This window comes from Enterobacter sp. CP102 (genome assembly GCF_025152625.1).
Lineage (GTDB): Bacteria > Pseudomonadota > Gammaproteobacteria > Enterobacterales > Enterobacteriaceae > Enterobacter > Enterobacter soli.
In genome coordinates, this window is record NZ_CP104014.1 from 1,989,592 (window position 1) to 2,008,708 (window position 19,117).

A 19,117-nucleotide genomic window follows, 5' to 3' on the forward strand; every position below is an offset into this window, starting at 1 on the left:
CGGGTCAATTACGTGATCAGATTTTGCAGGCGTCGCCGCAGTCATCGTCAGCTACAATAGCCTGAGCCTTTTTATCTGCGTCATCCAGACGCTCAGCGTTGCGCTCTTCGGCTTCATCCAGTCCGTTAAACACCAGATTGTTGAGATCAATTTCCATTATTTACCTGCTTTGTTCAGTTTTTGCGGTCAGCACAGTATAGGGCAAAAACAGGGATTGATGCATCCCGCGGGCGGCAGAACAGCCCAAAGTGCAAAATGCGGGGGTAACGGGCAATGTGGTCGGGTCAGCAATATAATTCTTGTATGATGTTAAGCGGGATAGTTAAACTTTACGAACGTGATCACTGTCACGCCTAAACTAAAACAGATAAAGAGACATTGCTATGCAACATATCATTGAAGGTTTCCTCAGCTTTCAAAAAGAAGTTTTCCCGCAACGTAAAGAACTCTTCCGCAGTTTAGCGTCCAGCCAGAATCCCAAAGCGCTGTTCATCTCCTGCTCCGATAGTCGTCTGGTACCAGAGCTGGTAACGCAGCAAGAGCCGGGACAGCTCTTTGTCATTCGAAATGCTGGCAATATCGTTCCACCGTTCGGCCCTGAACCAGGCGGCGTGTCGGCGACGATCGAATACGCGGTAGTGGCGCTGGGTGTGACCGATATTGTTATTTGCGGCCACTCCAACTGCGGCGCGATGAAGGCGATTGCCGACAACGCCAACCTGGAGCCTATGCCGGCGGTATCCCACTGGCTGCGCTATTCCGATGCGGCAAAAGCGGTTGTGGAAAACAAAACCTGGACCAACGGTACGGACAAAGTGAATGCGATGGTGCAGGAGAACGTGTTCGCGCAGCTGAGCAACATCAAAACGCATCCGTCTGTGGCAGTCGGCCTGCGCAATAACTCTATTCGCCTGCATGGCTGGGTTTACGATATCGAAAGCGGTGATATTCGCGCTCTGGATAAAGAGACCAAAACCTTTGTGTCGCTGTCTGACAACCCGGAAGTGTTCTTCGAATAATCCGGTTGTGAAGGGCAAGGACGCCCGGTTAATTCTCCACAAAAAACAGTTTTCTGCGTGGCCGGGACGCAGGTTTCTCTGCCGCTTTTGCCATCGCTTTTCCTCTCTCTGCGCATTCCGCCAGCCCCTGCACAAAAGGCTGATCGTGCATGAGCCAGGGGATTGCCCCAAAGGCTACCCGTCCGCACAGCGATTCAGGCGCCTGCAATGTGTAATCCTCTCCCACATTCGGTATTTCATCTGCTGTTGCCAGCAGCTGCTTACGAAGCGTCGGGAAGGGCAGGTCTTTGGTTTTAAGCGGCTTTTGTCCGCGTGCATCGATAAATACATCGAATTGCCAGGTGGCGTCCCGGGTCGTGATAACAGTATGATCATTGCCGATATCCAGTTCGTATTCATTCCCCAGCGTAAGAATGTTGAGGATCCCCGCCTCGCGCAGTGCCAGTAGCCGGCGAATGGACTGCGGCGGAATGGCGGCATAGTTATCAATAAACACCCGCGCCAGCCCCATTTTAAAACGCTCGCTGTCTTTCTCGTTAAGGTGAGGAACGATTTCCCCCACCACATCGTGTAGCCGCAGCACGGTATAGCGCCAGGCGACGGTGCGTTTTTCCTGTTTGTTTCGCACCACCTCCTGGAGGTTGTCTTCCGCCCATAAGAAAGGGTCGTGCCTTTTGCGATCCGCAAACCAGGCATCAAGGAGGGTGTCGGCATTAAGCCGGTGAAGATTTATTGCGTCGCACCACTGAGGGTCGGCATTCTGGAGCTCTTCCACCATAAGCGCAAATATCCGGTCGAGCAGGCCGTCCGCCCCTTTTTTGATTTCGGCTTCTGCGGCTGCACGGGTCAATATGGCGAGCGGTTCATACGGGATGGGGCAATAAAAATCGGCCTCCGGAAGGATCCCGGTGCGCGACATTAAGGTAATTTTCAGCCCCTGACTTTTTTCTGCCAGCCGGAACTGGTCGTCGACAAACGTCCCGTGCTGCATCACCACCGCCATGGTGGCATCCAGGCCACTCAGCGAGGTGCCCATAATGCCGACGTGGCAGGGGCGGACTTTCGCATCCATCAGCCCGGACCACGGGCTTGGAAAGTAGGCGTGCGTGGCTTCATCATCGTCGGGCCAGACGTGGCCAGTGGCAACGATGGCAAGATCCACGCTTTCGCCGAAAGGTTTATCGTTTACCGAAAGTGTGACCCCGTCCGCGTGGGCATCGATATCGGTCACGCAGGAGGATTCGTATACCTGTACCGCAAAACCCCGCTTTTTAGCTTCTGCAACAATGGCCAAAAACCGATCGCGGAAAAACTCGCCCAGTAAAATACGCGGTAAAAATTGGCGGTCATGCAGTGAATTTTTATCAACGCCATAGCGGGCGAGATGGGTCTGGCTCTGCGTCTTAAGCCAGTCGAGATAGGTGATGAAGAGTGGGGGGATTTCAATACTCGCAATGTTCGCCAGCATCAGGCGTGAGTTATCTTCGACGCTGTATGGCATCCCAACTCCGGCTTCCTCTTCTTGTTCAAAAAGAGATATCGAAAGTGGTGTTTTACTCTTCAGGAGAGAATAAAAGGTGTAAATCCCTGTGGGGCCCGCGCCGATAATTGCGATTTTCTTCATCGACCGTCTTCCTGCGTTGTTTTCCATCAGAAAAGCGTAGCAGGATAAGCATCAAACGCATGGCATGATTGTTAAATTATAATGCCCATTCCCTGTTGAATTTTCCCCTTTTCCCGCGCGTAATTGATCTCAAGGGCGGAATAGCTGCCCGGTGCTCCATACATCGGGGAGAGCACAGGAATAACCGCTCTGCATTTATCGATACGGTCATACAAGTAACTAATGAGTGAGGTATCCTCCAGCATATCGAGCCTTTCAACCATTCTGCGGGGAAGGGACCAGCGATCCCAAAATACAGCCCGGCCCTGCTTAATAAGGTCATCCATTTGCAGCCATGCAGAGTGAGTACCATCTTTAATACGATAGCTGATGAAGTCAAATGGGAGTTCATCGATTTTCTCTTCCCACGCTTTCATTAAATCTATGGATTCAAGTTGCCGCATACTCTGTAAAAAATGTCCGATCGGTGTGGTCGGATTGCCCCATAGTGCTGCTATTTCCGACTTGCTATTGATAGTTCGAAGCTGCTTCAGATGTTCTTTAGCATCCAGGCAGGGATACCAGCGTGATTCAGGCTTAGCAATGAATCTCAGGACGGGTTTATTGCCAGGAGTGCTAGATTCTACGCGTTTCACAATAATCTTTGCATCCAATGAAGGGGGTAGCTCCCCCCAGGGCGAATAAAGCTGCGCGAAGATCCAAATGACATCATCGGCTTTTATTCGCGTCGCAGCCCCTTGAGTTGCACGAGTAATATGCCATTCTGGAGCCAAAATACCCAGGCGACCACTCTGCTCTTCAGCATAAAATGGTGTGGGTGTATTTAGTTCTTTCTTGCTAGTGCTGACAACAAGGTTTCGCCTTATATAGTGGATGAAATGATTCATTTTAACCCCGCTGATTTAATACTTGCCTATTAATTTTCAGTTTGGAAATCATTACTCTGTGTGATTTTCTTTGTGTATCATCTCGTAAAAAATTAAAAAAATTGAGGAGGTGATTATGAGTATAATTGATACGCCATATAATACAAAAAACATCGTCTCTTGTTTGCTTAGGGAAGGTGTTTCAACAGTTATTCGTTATTATAATTTTAGCAATTCGATTTCATTTCCTGAAAAGAGGTTGACGCTGCCCGAGGCTGAAATGCTTAGCCAGAAGGGAATTGATATTGGTGTGGTATTTCAGCAAAAACAAAATGAAGCAGGGGATTTTAACTATCAAAAAGGGTTTTCTGCAGGAAGAAGAGCCTACCGATATGCCCGTGATGATATTAATCAACCTGTAGGATCCGGGATTTACTTCTCTGTGGATTTTGATGCCACGAAAAAAGAAATTACGACAGCTATTGTTCCTTTTTTTGAGGGTATTAGAGATGCGTTTCTTAAAGAGAAGAGTGAAAGTATTGAATATGATATCGGGGTCTATGGTTCAGGTTTTACTGCCGAAACTTTGAAAAAAGCTGATTTGATAAGTTTGGTTTGGCTGGCTATGTCCTCCGGATTTCAGGGAACCAAAGCAGCTCAGAAAAGTGGTGCCTTTAACTTAAACCAGCAGTATCCGTCGGGAAATATTTGTGGGATTGGTGTCGACTATAATCATTCAAACCCTGATGGCCGTGGCATCGGTACATTTAGACTTCCACACGTTCAGCAGCAATTTCAGCTCTCTAACACAATCACTGAGAAATCACAGTTTAAGGTCATCGCAAGAAATGGGCTGAGAGTTCGCAGAGGACCGGGTGTTGAGTTTGATGTTGCCGGGATTGTGCAAAAAGGAACGTTACTAAGCGTTATAAAAATAGAAGGGCAGTGGGCGCTGGTTGATATTGAAGGCGATGGCATGGCCGATGGGTATGTTTTTGCAGGTTATCTTGAAAAACGTTAGCACATGGTTTCTGATATGAGGAGACGATTTGATGACCGAGCCGCTAAATGATAATGATAGAGCTGACGCTGAAACACGCAATAAATTAAGTTTTGTGATTATTAAAAGAGTGCTATTGATGATCGCGGTACTGGTGGCTATATCATTAATTGTTGCTGTCACTGGTGGTAAAGACAGATTTGATTATGTTAAAGATATTTTAAGCATCATACTACCTCTTTTGGCTACATGGATCGGTACGGTCCTGGCCTTTTACTATTCCAGGGTAAATATAGAATCAGCTGCGAAGCAAACACATGAGTTAATCAACAAGTTAACCAGTGAGCAGAAATTAAGTGGAATAGATGCCAGAGATGTAATGATCAACATGGCGGGGCCAGGTACGGAAAAATTAGTTATTCACGAAGGAACAATCGATCATGTTAATTTATTAACGGATATTCTTAATGGTATCCTAATCAAAAAAGATAAAAATAGGTTGCCTATTGTTGATGAAAGAGGTGTTGTTCTTTTTATTATTCACCGAAGTGCAATAGAGCAATTTATTGTTGATGCGCAGAACAATAAGAATTTTTCTCGAGAACAATTAACCTTGAGTGCAATATTAGAGGATGGCCATTGGAAAATAATATTCCAGTCATTCGCAACTATCAGAGTTGACGATAAACTCTATGAAGCAAAAAAAGCTATTGATAACAATAAATACTGCGATGATGTATTCGTTACTGAAGATGGTACGCCGGGTACCCCTGCTCGGGGATGGATAACGAATGTTATTGTAGGGCAGCATTCCGTCGTATAAGCATAAATGTATGCTGCAGAGAAGCCAGATGGAAGCTTTATGCAAGTACAGAATTTGTCTTAAGAAAAAATAAGAAGGAATTTTGCACCATTTCAGGACTGAAATGGTGCGTCCGAGTGGACTCGAACCACCGACCCCCACCATGTCAAGGTGGTGCTCTAACCAACTGAGCTACGGACGCAGAATGGTGCGTTCAATTGGACTCGAACCAACGACCCCCACCATGTCAAGGTGGTGCTCTAACCAACTGAGCTATGAACGCAACGTGTTGTCGGCGACAACGGGGACGAATATTAGCGGCACTGTCCGGATGAGGCAAGAGGGAAAATGCAATTTTCTCTCAGATTTCACGCGATTGCTTTATTCCCGCGCAAAATGAAGAGAAAGTAGCCGCCCGCCAGCGGCTACTGTGTATTTAACGTGCAGCGCGCTGCAAAATCACGGCCGAAGGCTGACGTTGCAGGAAGCGCATACGCAGCATCATCAGGATAGCAGCTGATGTTAAGCCGATGATAAAGCCCATCCAGAATCCGGCTGGCCCCATACGGTCAACCACCAGGTCGGTCAGCGCCAGTATATAGCCAGCAGGCAGCCCCAGAACCCAATACGCCGTAAAGGTGATAAAGAAGATGGAGCGCGTGTCTTTATACCCACGCAGGATCCCGCTGCCGATAACCTGAATCGAATCTGAAATCTGGTACACCGCTGCCAGCAGCATCAGGTGCGACGCCAGGAGAACCACTTCCGGGTTGTCGTTATAGAGCAGGGCAATCTGCTCACGCAGTGCGACGGTAAACAGCGCGGTACACATCGCCATACAGACCCCCACGCCTAACCCGGTACGCGCTGCCGTTTGTGCATCAATGGTTGAACCTTGCCCCAGACGGAAGCCGACGCGGATGGTAACCGCAGCTGCCAGTGACAACGGCATCACGAACATCAGCGAACTAAAGTTCAGCGCTATCTGGTGCCCGGCTACGTTAATAATGCCCAGCGGAGAGACCAGCAGTGCAACCACTGCGAACAGCGTCACTTCAAAGAACAGCGCCAGCGCAATAGGCAGCCCGAGCTGCACAAGACGGGTCACGACAGCCATATCCGGCTTGCTGAAAGATTCATCGTTACGGATATCGCGCATGGAGCGCGCGCGTTTGACATAGGTCATCATGCTAAAGAACATTACCCAGTACACCGCCGCCGTCGCCACACCACAACCGACACCACCCAGTTCAGGCATCCCGAAGTGCCCGTAGATAAAGATGTAGTTCACCGGAATATTCACCAGCAGGCCGATGAAACCCATCACCATGCCAGGCTTGGTTTTTGCCAGCCCTTCGCACTGATTACGCGCCACCTGGAAGAACAGATATCCCGGCGCGCCCCACAGTAACGCGCGCAAATAACCCACGGCTTTATCCGCGAGGGCAGGGTCGATGTTATGCATGGAGCGGATGATATGACCTGCGTTCCACAGCACCACCATAATCAGCACGGAGACCGCACCCGCCAGCCAGAATCCCTGACGCACCTGGTGCGCGATACGCTCGCGGCGGCCGGAGCCGTTCAGCTGGGCGATAACCGGAGTCAGGGCCAGCAACAGGCCATGGCCAAAGAGAATGGCCGGCAGCCAGATAGAGGTTCCGATTGCAACGGCGGCCATATCGGTGGCGCTATAGCCACCTGCCATCACCGTATCCACAAATCCCATTGCGGTTTGGGCAACCTGCGCGATGATCACTGGTATAGCCAGTGCCAACAACTGACGCGCTTCATTCATGTACTTCTGCACGTGAACACCTTTGTATTGTAGTTATTTGAGAGACTAAAAAAGCCGCCGTTACTGGCAGCAAGAAGAAAATGCAGGGGGATGGCAGCTATTGTAGCGGGCTTTAACTAATTATCTAGTGAAAAAATCGCCAGAAAATGCGCTGCACTGGCAACCTGTTTTTCCAACTGTTATTGTGGTGGGATTAAACGGTGTCAGCACCGTCCGAAGAAACAGGAGTTGTAAGCATGTTTACTGGTATTGTTCAGGGCACGGCTAAACTGGTGTCCATTGATGAAAAACCCAATTTCCGCACCCATGTTGTCGAGCTGCCGGAATATATGCTCGATGGCCTGGAAACCGGGGCATCGGTTGCGCATAACGGCTGCTGCCTGACGGTCACTGAAATTAACGGCAATCACATCAGCTTTGATTTAATGAAAGAAACGCTGCGCATCACCAATCTGGGTGAGCTGGTGGTTGGCGATACCGTAAACGTAGAGCGTGCGGCGAAGTTCAACGATGAGATCGGTGGGCATCTGATGTCTGGCCATATCATGACGACGGCTGAAGTTGCGAAAATCCTGACCTCTGAAAATAACCGCCAAATCTGGTTTAAAGTGCAGGATACGACATTAATGAAATACATCCTGTATAAAGGATTTATTGGCATTGATGGTATTAGCCTGACGGTTGGCGAAGTGACACCAACGCGTTTTTGCGTGCATTTAATTCCTGAAACATTACAGCGCACTACGCTGGGTGCTAAAAAACTGGGGCATCGCGTAAATATCGAAATAGATCCGCAAACGCAGGCGGTTGTGGATACCGTCGAGCGCGTGCTGGCGGCAAAAGAAGCCGCAATAATAAAATCTGAAGAAGAATAAAAAAATAACCCCGGCTATCCGGGGTTATTTTTTTAGCGGGCGACCCGCAAACCGTGTTCAACACCACGGCTGAAGACCACCTGCCATAGCTGTATATCACGCGCCCTGAATGCGCCTGCACAGGCGTTAAGGTAATACGTGAACATCCGTTTGAATCGTTCGGAATAGTTGTCAGCAATCTCCGGCCAGGCACTGAGAAAACGCGACTGCCATGCCATCAACGTGGTGTCGTAATCTGCGCCGAAGTTATGCCAGTCTTCCACAATAAAGTGGGGTTCGCAGGCGTTCGCAATCTGGCGAACCGACGGTAAACAGCCATTCGGAAAGATGTATTTGTTGATCCAGGGATCAACGCTATGGTCGGTCTTTTTCGAACCTATGGTGTGTAGCAGGAAGATGCCATCCGGTTTCAGGTTACGGTCTGCCACCGAAAAATAGGTGTTGTAGTTTTTCGGCCCAACGTGTTCGAACATCCCGACAGAGACAATGCGGTCGAACTGATCGTTCAGCTCACGGTAATCCTGGAGCAGAATATTGACGTCGAGGTCGTGACAGCGCTCCTGCGCCATTTTCTGCTGTTCCGCAGAGATGGTCACACCCACCACGCTGACACCGTAGTTTTTCGCCATATAGTACGCAAGACCACCCCAGCCGCAGCCGATATCCAGCACGCGCATCCCCGGCTGTAACTGCAATTTCTCGCAGATCAGACGCAATTTTGCCTGCTGTGCATCCTCAAGCGTGGTGGCCTCTTTCCAGTAGGCGCATGAGTATTGCATGTAAGGGTCAAGCATCCGGCTAAAGAGGTCATTACCCAGATCGTAATGCTCTTTACCCACGATCCATGCCCGTTTTTTGCTTTGCAGGTTGAACAAGCGGGCAGACGCGACACGCAGGGTATCTTTCACATTGCGGGGTAGCTGGCTTTCCAGCCCTGCACGTAAAACGCTTGAGAAAAAGATATCCAGCCGTTCGCAGTCCCACCAGCCATCCATATAGCTTTCACCCAGCCCTAACGATCCCTCCTGCAATACACGTTTGAAAAAGTCGGGATGTTTGATCTGGGGGTCGGATGGGGAAGACCCGTTAATAGTGATGCCTGCACGACTCAATAATTCACTGACGATCCGGGACCAGTTGTCGTCCGGAACGCGGACTTCTTCTATACACGATGAACTCATAGCTTCTCCATCACCTTGCTGTGATTAGAACCTTCAAACAGCGTAGACGCTTTTCTTGGTTTGTGAGAAATCTCACGGTATTACGCCCCGTGAGGCTAGTATCCGACGTAGAACAGAGGAAGGGAGATAGCCCTTGCCGAAAGGCCTTCCATGGTAAAACGGGAGCACTCCGGCTCCCGTTAACACTTAATATTTATCGTATTTAATCGAACCAAATTTAGTATAGGCCTCAAAATTTGGTGATTCAACAGAAAACTCTTAGCAACCTAATCACTGAAATGTAACATAATTGCTGGCGCGATTATGCGTGAGATGTTTCAGCCTGGCCTGCCGTATTTTCCTCACGGTGTGCCGATGACTGCATGTGATAGCCGATGCCAGCAAGGGCAACGGTCACCAACATCACACTGGTGGTGGTAAGCAGCGGCGTCGCAATCAGTGCCGATACTACCAGGCTTGCCAGGAAGCACAGCCCCAGTTGCAGTGTGTTCTGCAAGGCTGCCGCACGGCCCGTAGCCTGCGGGAATGGGCGTAAAGCCTGCGCCACTACAATCGGATAAATGGCACCGTTAGCAATCGCCATCACACAGAACGGGATCAGGATTTCTACCAGACCTGCGCCCGGAATAAAGCCGACGGCCCAGGTACCCACAACGCTTAACGCATACAGTACCAGCAGCCAGGGTAACATCTGCTGACCCTGCCATTTTTGCAGCGCCGCGCGGCAACCGTAACCACCTACCAGGAAGGCGATGGTCTGTGGAACATAGCTCAGGCCGATGGCGGCCGGGCTGTAACCCATCTCATGCAGAATAAAGGGGGAGCCGGTCAGCCATGCGAAGAAGCTGGCGGAGCAGGCAGCGTAGATAAGCACGTTGCCGCGGTACGCTTTGGTGCGCAGCAAAGAGGTAAAGGTAATCGGCTTCGCTTCCGGGTGCGTCTCTTTTTTATGCGCGGGTTTCAGGGCGAATGCGGGCAGCATCAGCACCAGAGTGATGGCAAACAGGGTGGCGAAAATCGCCTGCCAGTCGAAGTGCGCCAGGATCCAGCTGCCCAGCAAGGGAGCCAGCGCAGGGGAAAGGCCAACCAGCGGCATAATGGTGGCAAAAATCCGGTTAGTCCGTGAGGCCGGATAGTAATCCGTCACCAGCGCCTGCCAGGTGACCGCTGCGGCACAAACGCCGACGGCCTGAACAAAACGCAGCACCAGTAGCCAGGTCGCGTCGCGTACCCACAGCATCCCAAGGCAGCCCACGGCAAAAATGGCCAGGCCCAGTAACAGCACCGGTTTACGACCAAAACGATCAGAGAGCGGTCCCCACAGCAGCTGCGCAAAGGCAAACCCGGCGAGGAACAAACTCAGGCTGGCGCTGATGGCTGCGGCAGGCGTTTGCAAATCTTCCTGCATGGCGGCGAATGCGGGTAAGTACATATCGGTAGCTAAAAAGCCCAGCACGCTTAAGCCGCCGAGCCAGACTAAAAAACCTTTCCTGGGTTGCATTGTTTTATTCTCCTTAAGGAGGCAGGTGTACGTTGGCGCAGAGTGTAGGGAGTGCAAAGCAGCTTGTGAAACGCTAATATTTGGCGGGTGCATTCAAATTTTTTGCAGGCAGAAAATGTGGTCAGATTATTCTCTTGAAGTTGTGGATGCTGTCGCCCGTAATGGCAGCTTCAGCGGAGCCGCGCAGGAACTCCACCGCGTCCCCTCGGCCATCAGCTACACGGTGCGTCAGCTTGAGGAATGGCTGGCGGTTCCGCTGTTTGAACGCCGCCATCGCGACGTGGAGTTAACGCCTGCCGGGGCGTGGTTTTTGAAAGAAGGGCGTTCTGTTATCAAAAAAATGCAGATCACCCGTGAACAGTGTCAGCAGATTGCAAACGGCTGGCGAGGGCATCTGTCTATTGCAGTGGATAACATCGTCAAACCCGAACGTACCCGGCAGATGATTGTCGATTTTTATCGCCACTTCTCCGATGTCGAGCTGCGGGTATCCCAGGAAGTCTTTAACGGTGTCTGGGATGCACTGGCAGACGGCAGGGCAGAGATGGCGATCGGCGCAACACAGGCCATACCCGTAGGGGGACGTTACGCATTTCGCGATATGGGAATGTTAAGCTGGAAATGCGTGGTGGCAAGCGATCACCCGCTGGCGGCAATGCCGGGACCGTTAAGTGACGATACCTTGCGTAACTGGCCCTCGCTGGTGCTGGAAGATACGTCACGCTCGCTACCCAAGCGTGTAACCTGGCTGCTGGATAACCAGCGGCGGGTGATTGCGCCAGACTGGGAGTCGTCCGCGACCTGCCTCACTGCCGGGTTATGTGTGGCGATGGTGCCGGTCCATTTTGCCAGACCACGAATCGATGCCGGAGAGTGGGTTGCTCTTGAGCTGGAAAACCCGTTCCCGGACGCGGCATGTTGTCTGACCTGGCAGCAAAGCGATGTATCGCCCGCGATGGCGTGGCTGCTGGATTATCTGGGAGACAGTGAAACGCTGAACAGGGAGTGGTTACGGGAGCCAGATTAACTGGCTCCGTACACGATTAACGGCGGTAGTCGCGGAAAGGACCATCCGCAACGGAGCGACGCTCAATAAGACGCGGGTGGACTTCAATTGACTGTGACTCTTCACGTTTGTTAACGATCCTGTCCATCAGCATATTGAAGGCAGTTTCACCCAGAGAATCTTTCGGCTGGTGAATGGTGGTCAGCGCCGGAGTGAAGAAACGCGCGTTGCGCACGTTGTCATACCCGATCACAGAAATATCCTGCGGTACGCGCAGACCCAGCTCATCGGCAGCACAAAGCGCACCCATTGCCATAATATCGCCGCCGCAGAAGACGGCAGTCGGACGATGCGGCTGGGAGACAATCTGCTGCATCGCGCGATAACCGGATTCAGGCTCAAAGTCACCCTGAACAATCCAGTTTTCCGGTACGGTGATCAGCGCTTCTTCCATGGCTTTCATAAACCCGGCCAGACGGCCTGCACCGGTGTTACGCTCCAGCGGGCCCGGGATCACGCCGATCTCGCGGTGACCGCGTTCCACCAGATAACGACCGGCCATGTAGCCGCCTTCGAAGGCGTTATCGATAACGGAATCGGTAAAATCGGCGCGCGCTTCACCCCAGTCCATCACCACCATCGGGATGTGCCGATACTCTTCCAGCATCGAGAGCACAGATTCCGGGTATTCAGAACACATGACCAGCAGGCCATCCACGCGTTTTTGCGCCATCATCGACAGGTACGCGCGCTGTTTCTCAAGGTTGTTCCACGCGTTACCCAGGATCAGGGTATAGCCTTTCTGGAAGCAGTTTTTCTCGACCGCTTCGATGATCTCTGCGAAATACGCAGCTTCACTGCTGGTGGCCAGCAAACCAATGGATTTGGTGTGATTAACTTTCAGACTACGCGCGACCGCACTTGGCGAATAGTGCAGTTCTTTGATCGCCGCCCAGACGGCATTACGCGTCTCTTCCGCTACAAAACGGGTTTTGTTAATTACATGTGATACGGTTGTAGTGGAAACGTTTGCGCGTTTTGCCACGTCTTTAATTGTTGCCATTAAATGTCACTCCAGACCATATCCTAAGCTCCTGAAAAACTTGAAGGTAAACGTTTGCCTTCTCTCACCCTTATCACGCAATCTGGAATTGCGACACGCCGGGAAAACGACACAGGACGTCAGGAGGGGGTCAATGGCCGGTACGCTAATAAATTTAGCGTGGAATTTTGTCCTATCTTGATGAAAAGGGGAAGAGCAAAAGTGGATATCAGTTTAAATCCAGGAAGATTTTTGACGTAAACTGTGTAAAAATGAGCAAGCTCACTTTTCGTAAGGTGATTAAAAGGAGAAAAATTGATGAGTACCGATCTTAAGTTTTCGCTGACGACCACCGTTATCGTGCTGGCTCTGATTGTTGCCGCGGGTCTGACGGCTGTATTGCACTGATTCAAACGGGGGGAGAACGCTCTCCCTCCGGATTTTCCCCGATTGTTACTTCTCCGGCAAAAATCTTTTGCCAAATTGTTAACTTCTCATTTTTTGTGATTGGTGTCATGCTTTTGACTTCTTTGTTCTGTGTCGCGGTACGACACGGCATCCGGAGTTGACTCATGAAAATCAATTTTCCACTGCTGGCCCTGGCGATTGGCGCTTTTGGGATTGGCACCACCGAATTTTCCCCGATGGGGTTATTGCCTGTTATCGCCCGGGGTGTGGACGTCTCTATCCCTGCGGCCGGTATGTTGATTAGCGCCTACGCAATTGGTGTGATGGTAGGGGCACCGTTAATGACGCTGCTGCTTTCACACCGTGCGCGCCGTAATGCGCTGATTTTCCTGATGGCCATTTTTACGCTGGGGAATGTGCTTTCTGCGCTTTCACCGGATTACACCACGCTGATGCTGTCACGTATCCTGACCAGCCTTAACCACGGTGCTTTCTTCGGACTGGGTTCGGTGGTTGCCGCAAGCGTGGTGCCTAAACATAAGCAGGCCAGCGCCGTGGCAACCATGTTCATGGGCCTGACCATCGCCAATATCGGCGGTGTCCCTGCGGCCACGTGGCTGGGTGAAGCCATCGGCTGGCGTATGTCGTTCCTGGCAACCGCTGCACTGGGTGTGATTGCGATGGTCGCACTGTTCTTCTCGTTGCCAAAAGGCAGCGCTGGTGAACGCCCGGATGTACGCAAAGAGCTGTCCGTGCTGGTGCGTCCTCAGGTGTTGTCTGCGCTTCTGACCACGGTACTGGGGGCAGGGGCGATGTTTACGCTCTATACCTATATTTCGCCCGTGCTGCACGATATTACTCATGCCACGCCGGTCTTTATTACCGCGATGCTGGTGCTGATTGGCGTAGGGTTCTCTATTGGTAACTATCTGGGCGGCAAGCTGGCAGATCGTTCCGTGAGCGGCACGCTGAAAGGCTTCTTAACGCTGCTGATTGTCATCATGGTGGCCATTCCGTGGCTGGCGCGTAACGAGTTTGGCGCGGCCATTGCGATGGTGGTATGGGGTGCAGCAACCTTTGCCGTGGTTCCACCGTTGCAGATGCGTGTCATGCGTGTGGCTCATGAGGCACCTGGACTCTCTTCATCCGTGAATATTGGTGCGTTTAACCTGGGTAATGCGTTGGGTGCAGCGGCTGGCGGTGCAGTGATTTCGGGTGGCCTGGGGTACAGCTTTGTGCCGGTGATGGGAGCGATTATTGCCGCTCTGGGGTTACTGCTGGTATTGATGTCGGGTCGTAAACAGCCAGAAACGGCCTGCGCTGCTGAATAATCAAAAAACGCAGAAGGGCGAACCCTTCTGCGTGTCTCTTACGCTGCGAGGTTCTTCGCAACAAATTCCCAGTTAACTAGCGCCCAGAAATGCTCCAGGTAGTTCGGACGCGCGTTACGGTAATCGATGTAGTAAGCATGTTCCCACACATCGACGGTCATCAGCGGAGTTGCGCTGGTGGTCAGCGGTGTACCCGCGTTGGATGTTGATACGATAGCCAGTTTGCCATCGGCTTCTTTCACAAGCCAGGTCCAGCCGGAGCCAAAGTTTTTAATCGCTGCGTCAGTGAATTTTGCTTTGAAATCAGCAAAGCTGCCGAACGCAGCATTGATGGCGGCGGCCAGTTCACCGGTTGGTTCTCCGCCTGCATTCGGTGCCAGGCAGTGCCAGTAAAACGTGTGGTTCCAGACCTGAGCGGCGTTGTTAAACACGCCACCTTCAGAGCTACGCACGATCTCTTCCAGCGTTTTGCCTTCAAAGTCAGTGCCTTTGATCAGATTGTTCAGGTTGGTGACATACGTCTGATGATGTTTGCCGTAGTGATATTCCAGGGTTTCCACGGAAATGTGTGGAGCCAGGGCGTCTTTTGCATACGGTAATGCAGGTAATTCGAACGACATTGCTTCTCTCCTTATTATTTTTTATGTTGCCAATAACCATACGGACAACAAGGATAGAGTAGCAAATTGAAAGGGTATGCAAAAGAGGAACTTACCCCGCCGCAGACGCGGCAGGGCAGGGATTAACGAATGGTTTTCGGGGTCATCACTCGGCGTGCGCCAACGTAGTGGCGTACCCAGTAATCTTCGCTCAGAGAAGTGATTTGAATGTCCTGGCCGCTACGGGGGGACTGGATGAATTTCCCGTTACCCACGTAAACACCCACGTGGTCAGCCGTGCCGCGCCCCTGAGTGCGGAAGAACACCAGATCGCCGTTTTCCAGCTCACCACGATCGACCGGTGAAGCATCGCGCAGGTGATACATTTCGTTTGCGGTACGCGGAATACGGAATTTCACCAGATCTTTGTAAGCGTAATACACCAGACCGCTGCAATCGAAACCGGTACGGGGTGAGGTTCCGCCCCAGCGATAAGGTTTGCCAATTTGCCCCATCAGCTTGTTCATCGCGGTTTTTTGCGCTTTCTGGACGCGTACTTTATGCACTTCCGCAACCTTCATTCCTTTAACGCACTTCACTTTGTGACCTTTGCGGGTCGTGCATTTTTCGGTAACGAGATTAGCGGCAGTTTGCTGGGCTTTGCGCGAGCTGGATGAGGTTGTGTGAGTGATTTTGGCTTTGCTGGAGGCAGTACGTTTTGTCTGTGCGGTGGTTTTTTTCTTTTCGTTCTTACTGCTGGTTTTTTTCTTACGTTCTGTGACTTTCGCCAGGTGCGTTTTTTGTACAGCAGAATGCCGCGCCTGCTGGGAGGCGTTAGCCACTGGCGTGAAAGAGAGTGTCGTAAACAATAAAGCACAGAGCGTGATCGAGATTTTATTTATCCGCGCCACTGGCCAGTCCCCTGGTAAATGCAGGTCATCAATCATACCTGCGTGTGATTTTCAAAACCCGTCGATTCTAATCTATAAAAACCCGATAAGTTAATAGCATTTTTCAATCTAAAATTATGTTTCGTTAGCAAGTGCAAAAAAATTCATCAATCTGTAGCACTATTGTTTACTCCTTAAGCAAAACCTTACCCGCAGCAGGGTTAAGCTACATTTGGAATGCAACTTATGCCGGTAACGTTTAAAATATATAGACGTGAAAAAAATGTTATTTTCCGATGCCGCTCTGAACCGCTACAATGTCAGACGAATGCCGTAACAGAAGTTAAAGGAAGCAAGACATGAGCACCACTATTGAAAAAATCCAGCACCAGATTGCTGAAAACCCAATTCTCCTGTACATGAAAGGTTCTCCGAAGCTGCCAAGCTGCGGTTTCTCCGCACAAGCAGTTCAGGCGCTGTCTGCCTGTGGCGAGCGCTTTGCTTACGTTGATATCCTGCAAAACCCGGACATTCGCGCTGAGCTGCCAAAATACGCAAACTGGCCGACCTTCCCGCAGCTGTGGGTTGATGGTGAGCTGGTTGGCGGTTGCGACATCCTGATCGAAATGTATCAGCGTGGCGAACTGCAACAGCTGATCAAAGAAACCGCTGCTAAGTACAAAACTGAAGAACCAGACGCAGAGTAAGTTATCTGCGAAAATAAAAAAGCGACCCGTCGAGGTCGCTTTTTTTTGTCGGGAGGCGCTGCGCTTACCCGACCTACGATTGAATATCTGCCTCATCGCCCATCGGTAGCGGCCAGCCGCCAAGACGTTTCCAGCGGTTCACAATTTCGCAGAACAGTTCGGCCGTGCGTTCGGTGTCATATAACGCGGAATGCGCCTGAGTCCCGTCAAACGCAATTCCTGCCGTGATGCAGGCTTTGGATAATACCGTTTGTCCCAGCGCCAGGCCGCTCAGGGCTGCGGTGTCGAAGGTAACAAACGGATGGAAAGGGTTGCGTTTGAGCGATGCACGTTCGGCAGCCGCCATCATAAAACTGTGATCGAAGGTTGCGTTATGCGCCACCATGATCGCGCGGCTGCAATCATTGTCCTTCATGCCTTTGCGCACCATTTTGAAAATGGCGTGCAGTGCATCGTATTCGCTTACAGCGCCACGCAGGGGGTTATGCGGGTCAATGCCGTTAAAGGCCAGCGCTTCTGGCTGTAAGTTGGCACCCTCGAACGGGTCAACGTGGAAATGCAGCGTGGTGTCCGGTGAAATCCAGCCCTGTTCATCCATCTTCAGCGTGATGGCGGCAATTTCAAGCAGCGCATCGGTTTTAGCGTTAAATCCGGCTGTTTCTACATCAATGACAACGGGATAAAAACCACGAAAACGGTCGCACAGACCGGTAAATTGAGCGTTATCGGACATCAGGGTCTCTTACATGGGGAAAAAGCAGTGCGCATTATGGCAAATTTTAAGAGGGGATGCAGTAAAACTACGGGCGCATATTGCGCCCTGCGGGATCAGTTGCCCAGACCGCGACCAGCGTCTTTGGCTTCAATCAGCTCGATTTTGTAACCATCTGGATCTTCAACAAAAGCAATGACCGTGGTGCCACCTTTGACCGGGCCAGCTTCACGGGTCACGTTGCCGCCGTTGCTGCGGATGCGTTCGCAGGCTTCAGCGGCATTTTCCACTTCCAGCGCGATATGGCCATATGCCGTGCCCAGCTCATAGCTGTCTACGCCCCAGTTATAGGTCAGCTCGATAACTGCTTCATCTGATTCCGGGCCGTAGCCTACGAATGCCAGTGAATATTTGTATTCCGGGTTTTCGCTGGTGCGCAGCAGCGTCATACCCAGCACGTTAGTGTAGAAATCGACAGAACGTTGCAGGTCGCCAACGCGCAGCATGGTGTGAAGTAGGCGCATAATTTCCTCATTAACCAATGGATTGGATTATCTTTTTGAACAGAAACGATGTTTTAGTATAGCGGCGAAATGTCGCCGCTATCAATGCACAAGGAGGAATTACAGGGAAGGGTAGTCGGTGTAACCTTCAGCGCCGCCGCCGTAGAAGCTTTCCGGGCGCTGTGGATTCAGTGCCGTTTTACGTTCCAGACGGGCAACCAGATCCGGGTTAGCGATGTAATCACGACCAAATGCCACCGCATCGATCAGCCCTTTGCTGATCAGATCTTCTGCTTTCTCTGGTGTATAGGCACCGGCACCGATAATCACGCCGTGGAAACGGTCGCGCACTTTCTGACGGAAAGCTTCAGTGTATGGCTGACCGCCCGCCCAGTCTGGTTCAGACATATGCAGGTAAGCAATGCCGCGTTTTGCCAGCTCTTCAATCAGGTACAGGGCATCCGCTTCTTCATTCGCACCGTTATCAACGTTCTGGAACGAACCAATCGGGGAAACACGGATACCGATACGGTCGGCGCTCCACTCTTTGCAGACGGCATCAACCACTTCCAGAACCAGACGCGCGCGGTTTTCAACGCTGCCGCCGTATTGGTCAGTACGATGGTTAGAAGACGGCGACAGGAACTGGTGCAGCAGGTAGCCGTGAGCAGAGTGCAGCTCAACCAGATCGAAGCCGGCGTCACGCGCATTCGCAACGGCCTGGCGGAAATCGTTCACGATACCCGGGATCTCGTCCAGCTCCAGCGCACGCGGCATAGAGGTATCGACGCGGATGGCATGGCCGTTTTCATCGCGCAATGAAGTACGGGTGTTTGCACTCAGCGCAGAGGCGGAAACCGGAGCCTGGCCGCCAGGCTGGATGCTGCTGTGAGAGATACGACCGGTGTGCCACAGCTGTACGGCGATGCGGCCATCTTCAGCGTGAACACCGGCGGTGATTTTTTTCCAGGCTGCGATTTGCTCCGGGCTGTGCAGGCCAGGTGCGCCAGCATAACCTTTTGCCTGGGCAGAAATCTGCGTAGCTTCAGAGATGATAAGCCCTGAGCTTGCGCGCTGACGGTAATATTCACCCATCAATGGGGTTGGGATGTCACCCGGTTCAATGCTGCGAAGACGGGTGAGAGGGGCCATGAACACGCGGTTTGGCGCGGTAACGGCACCCACTTTCAGTGGGGTAAATAATTTTTCAGCTGACATAGAGACTCCTGAGTAGACCAGTCGACTAGTAATTG

20 protein-coding genes and 2 tRNA genes are annotated in these 19,117 nt (G+C 51.4%); 8 read left to right on the plus strand and 14 right to left on the minus strand.

Annotated features, from left to right (window positions below; translation table 11 throughout):
• Positions 1-16: 16 nt before the first annotated feature.
• A complete protein-coding gene (locus N1249_RS09345; RefSeq protein WP_213826622.1) occupies positions 17-157 on the minus strand; it encodes a hypothetical protein in 141 nt (46 codons plus the stop codon).
• Positions 158-383: 226 nt separating this feature from the next.
• Between N1249_RS09345 and N1249_RS09350 the strand changes: the two genes are divergently transcribed.
• Complete coding sequence (locus tag N1249_RS09350) at positions 384-1,019, plus strand: carbonic anhydrase (RefSeq protein WP_259837066.1); 636 nt, start codon at positions 384-386, stop codon at positions 1,017-1,019.
• 28 nt (positions 1,020-1,047) lie between these two features.
• On the opposite strand, the gene N1249_RS09355 is transcribed toward N1249_RS09350, so the two are convergent.
• Complete coding sequence (locus tag N1249_RS09355) at positions 1,048-2,643, minus strand: FAD-NAD(P)-binding protein (protein WP_259837068.1); 1,596 nt, start codon at positions 2,641-2,643, stop codon at positions 1,048-1,050.
• Between the two features lie 71 nt (positions 2,644-2,714).
• Entirely contained in the window at positions 2,715-3,530 is an 816-nt protein-coding gene (locus N1249_RS09360; RefSeq protein ID WP_259837070.1) for a hypothetical protein, read from the minus strand.
• A 115-nt stretch (positions 3,531-3,645) separates the two neighbouring features.
• On the opposite strand from N1249_RS09360, the gene N1249_RS09365 reads away from it, so the two are divergent.
• Positions 3,646-4,530, plus strand: coding sequence for a glycoside hydrolase domain-containing protein (locus N1249_RS09365; RefSeq protein WP_259837071.1), 885 nt, complete (start codon positions 3,646-3,648; stop codon positions 4,528-4,530).
• Positions 4,531-4,561: 31 nt separating this feature from the next.
• A complete protein-coding gene (locus N1249_RS09370) occupies positions 4,562-5,332 on the plus strand; it encodes a hypothetical protein (protein ID WP_259837073.1) in 771 nt (256 codons plus the stop codon).
• 104 nt (positions 5,333-5,436) lie between these two features.
• On the opposite strand, the gene N1249_RS09375 is transcribed toward N1249_RS09370, so the two are convergent.
• The 3 genes from N1249_RS09375 to mdtK form a co-directional block, all read right to left on the minus strand.
• A tRNA-Val gene (locus N1249_RS09375) sits at positions 5,437-5,513 on the minus strand.
• A 4-nt stretch (positions 5,514-5,517) separates the two neighbouring features.
• Positions 5,518-5,594 (minus strand) — tRNA-Val (locus N1249_RS09380).
• Positions 5,595-5,747: 153 nt separating this feature from the next.
• A complete protein-coding gene (gene mdtK, locus N1249_RS09385) occupies positions 5,748-7,121 on the minus strand; it encodes an MdtK family multidrug efflux MATE transporter (protein ID WP_259837075.1) in 1,374 nt (457 codons plus the stop codon).
• A 224-nt stretch (positions 7,122-7,345) separates the two neighbouring features.
• On the opposite strand from mdtK, the gene N1249_RS09390 reads away from it, so the two are divergent.
• Entirely contained in the window at positions 7,346-7,984 is a 639-nt protein-coding gene (locus tag N1249_RS09390; RefSeq protein ID WP_014069956.1) for a riboflavin synthase, read from the plus strand.
• 32 nt (positions 7,985-8,016) lie between these two features.
• Here the strand turns inward: N1249_RS09390 and cfa are convergent, their stop codons facing one another.
• Both cfa and punC read right to left on the minus strand, forming a co-directional pair.
• Positions 8,017-9,165 carry a cyclopropane fatty acyl phospholipid synthase gene (gene cfa / locus N1249_RS09395; RefSeq protein ID WP_259837077.1) on the minus strand — a complete coding sequence of 383 codons (1,149 nt, stop codon included), beginning with the start codon at positions 9,163-9,165 and terminating at the stop codon, positions 8,017-8,019.
• Positions 9,166-9,466: 301 nt separating this feature from the next.
• Positions 9,467-10,666 carry a purine nucleoside transporter PunC gene (gene punC, locus N1249_RS09400; protein ID WP_259837078.1) on the minus strand — a complete coding sequence of 400 codons (1,200 nt, stop codon included), beginning with the start codon at positions 10,664-10,666 and terminating at the stop codon, positions 9,467-9,469.
• A gap of 115 nt (positions 10,667-10,781) precedes the next feature.
• On the opposite strand from punC, the gene punR reads away from it, so the two are divergent.
• Positions 10,782-11,693, plus strand: a complete 912-nt coding sequence (gene punR, locus N1249_RS09405) for a DNA-binding transcriptional activator PunR (RefSeq protein ID WP_259837080.1) — start codon at positions 10,782-10,784, stop codon at positions 11,691-11,693.
• A gap of 16 nt (positions 11,694-11,709) precedes the next feature.
• On the opposite strand, the gene purR is transcribed toward punR, so the two are convergent.
• Complete coding sequence (gene purR, locus N1249_RS09410; protein ID WP_259837087.1) at positions 11,710-12,735, minus strand: HTH-type transcriptional repressor PurR; 1,026 nt, start codon at positions 12,733-12,735, stop codon at positions 11,710-11,712.
• 297 nt (positions 12,736-13,032) lie between these two features.
• Here purR and N1249_RS09415 point away from each other — a divergent pair, with 297 nt between their 5' ends.
• Both N1249_RS09415 and N1249_RS09420 read left to right on the plus strand, forming a co-directional pair.
• Positions 13,033-13,122 carry a YnhF family membrane protein gene (locus tag N1249_RS09415; RefSeq protein WP_041162048.1) on the plus strand — a complete coding sequence of 30 codons (90 nt, stop codon included), beginning with the start codon at positions 13,033-13,035 and terminating at the stop codon, positions 13,120-13,122.
• A gap of 164 nt (positions 13,123-13,286) precedes the next feature.
• Positions 13,287-14,453, plus strand: a complete 1,167-nt coding sequence (locus tag N1249_RS09420; protein ID WP_166716838.1) for an MFS transporter — start codon at positions 13,287-13,289, stop codon at positions 14,451-14,453.
• A gap of 38 nt (positions 14,454-14,491) precedes the next feature.
• On the opposite strand, the gene sodB is transcribed toward N1249_RS09420, so the two are convergent.
• The gene (gene sodB / locus N1249_RS09425; protein ID WP_014069962.1) at positions 14,492-15,073 is read right to left on the minus strand and encodes a superoxide dismutase [Fe]; all 582 of its coding nucleotides are present in this window, start codon (positions 15,071-15,073) and stop codon (positions 14,492-14,494) included.
• Between the two features lie 122 nt (positions 15,074-15,195).
• Positions 15,196-15,963 (minus strand): C40 family peptidase, encoded by a 768-nt coding sequence (locus N1249_RS09430; RefSeq protein ID WP_259837100.1) that lies wholly within the window; start codon positions 15,961-15,963, stop codon positions 15,196-15,198.
• A gap of 338 nt (positions 15,964-16,301) precedes the next feature.
• On the opposite strand from N1249_RS09430, the gene grxD reads away from it, so the two are divergent.
• On the plus strand, positions 16,302-16,649 hold the full coding sequence (grxD, locus tag N1249_RS09435) for a monothiol glutaredoxin 4 (protein ID WP_014069964.1): 348 nt from the start codon (positions 16,302-16,304) through the stop codon (positions 16,647-16,649).
• Between the two features lie 73 nt (positions 16,650-16,722).
• On the opposite strand, the gene rnt is transcribed toward grxD, so the two are convergent.
• The 3 genes from rnt to N1249_RS09450 all read right to left on the minus strand — a co-directional run bounded on the left by rnt (position 16,723) and on the right by N1249_RS09450 (position 19,082).
• Positions 16,723-17,382 (minus strand): ribonuclease T, encoded by a 660-nt coding sequence (gene rnt, locus N1249_RS09440; protein WP_014069965.1) that lies wholly within the window; start codon positions 17,380-17,382, stop codon positions 16,723-16,725.
• A gap of 95 nt (positions 17,383-17,477) precedes the next feature.
• On the minus strand, positions 17,478-17,885 hold the full coding sequence (gene gloA / locus N1249_RS09445) for a lactoylglutathione lyase (RefSeq protein ID WP_014069966.1): 408 nt from the start codon (positions 17,883-17,885) through the stop codon (positions 17,478-17,480).
• A 99-nt stretch (positions 17,886-17,984) separates the two neighbouring features.
• Complete coding sequence (locus N1249_RS09450) at positions 17,985-19,082, minus strand: alkene reductase (protein WP_014069967.1); 1,098 nt, start codon at positions 19,080-19,082, stop codon at positions 17,985-17,987.
• Positions 19,083-19,117: the final 35 nt, after the last annotated feature.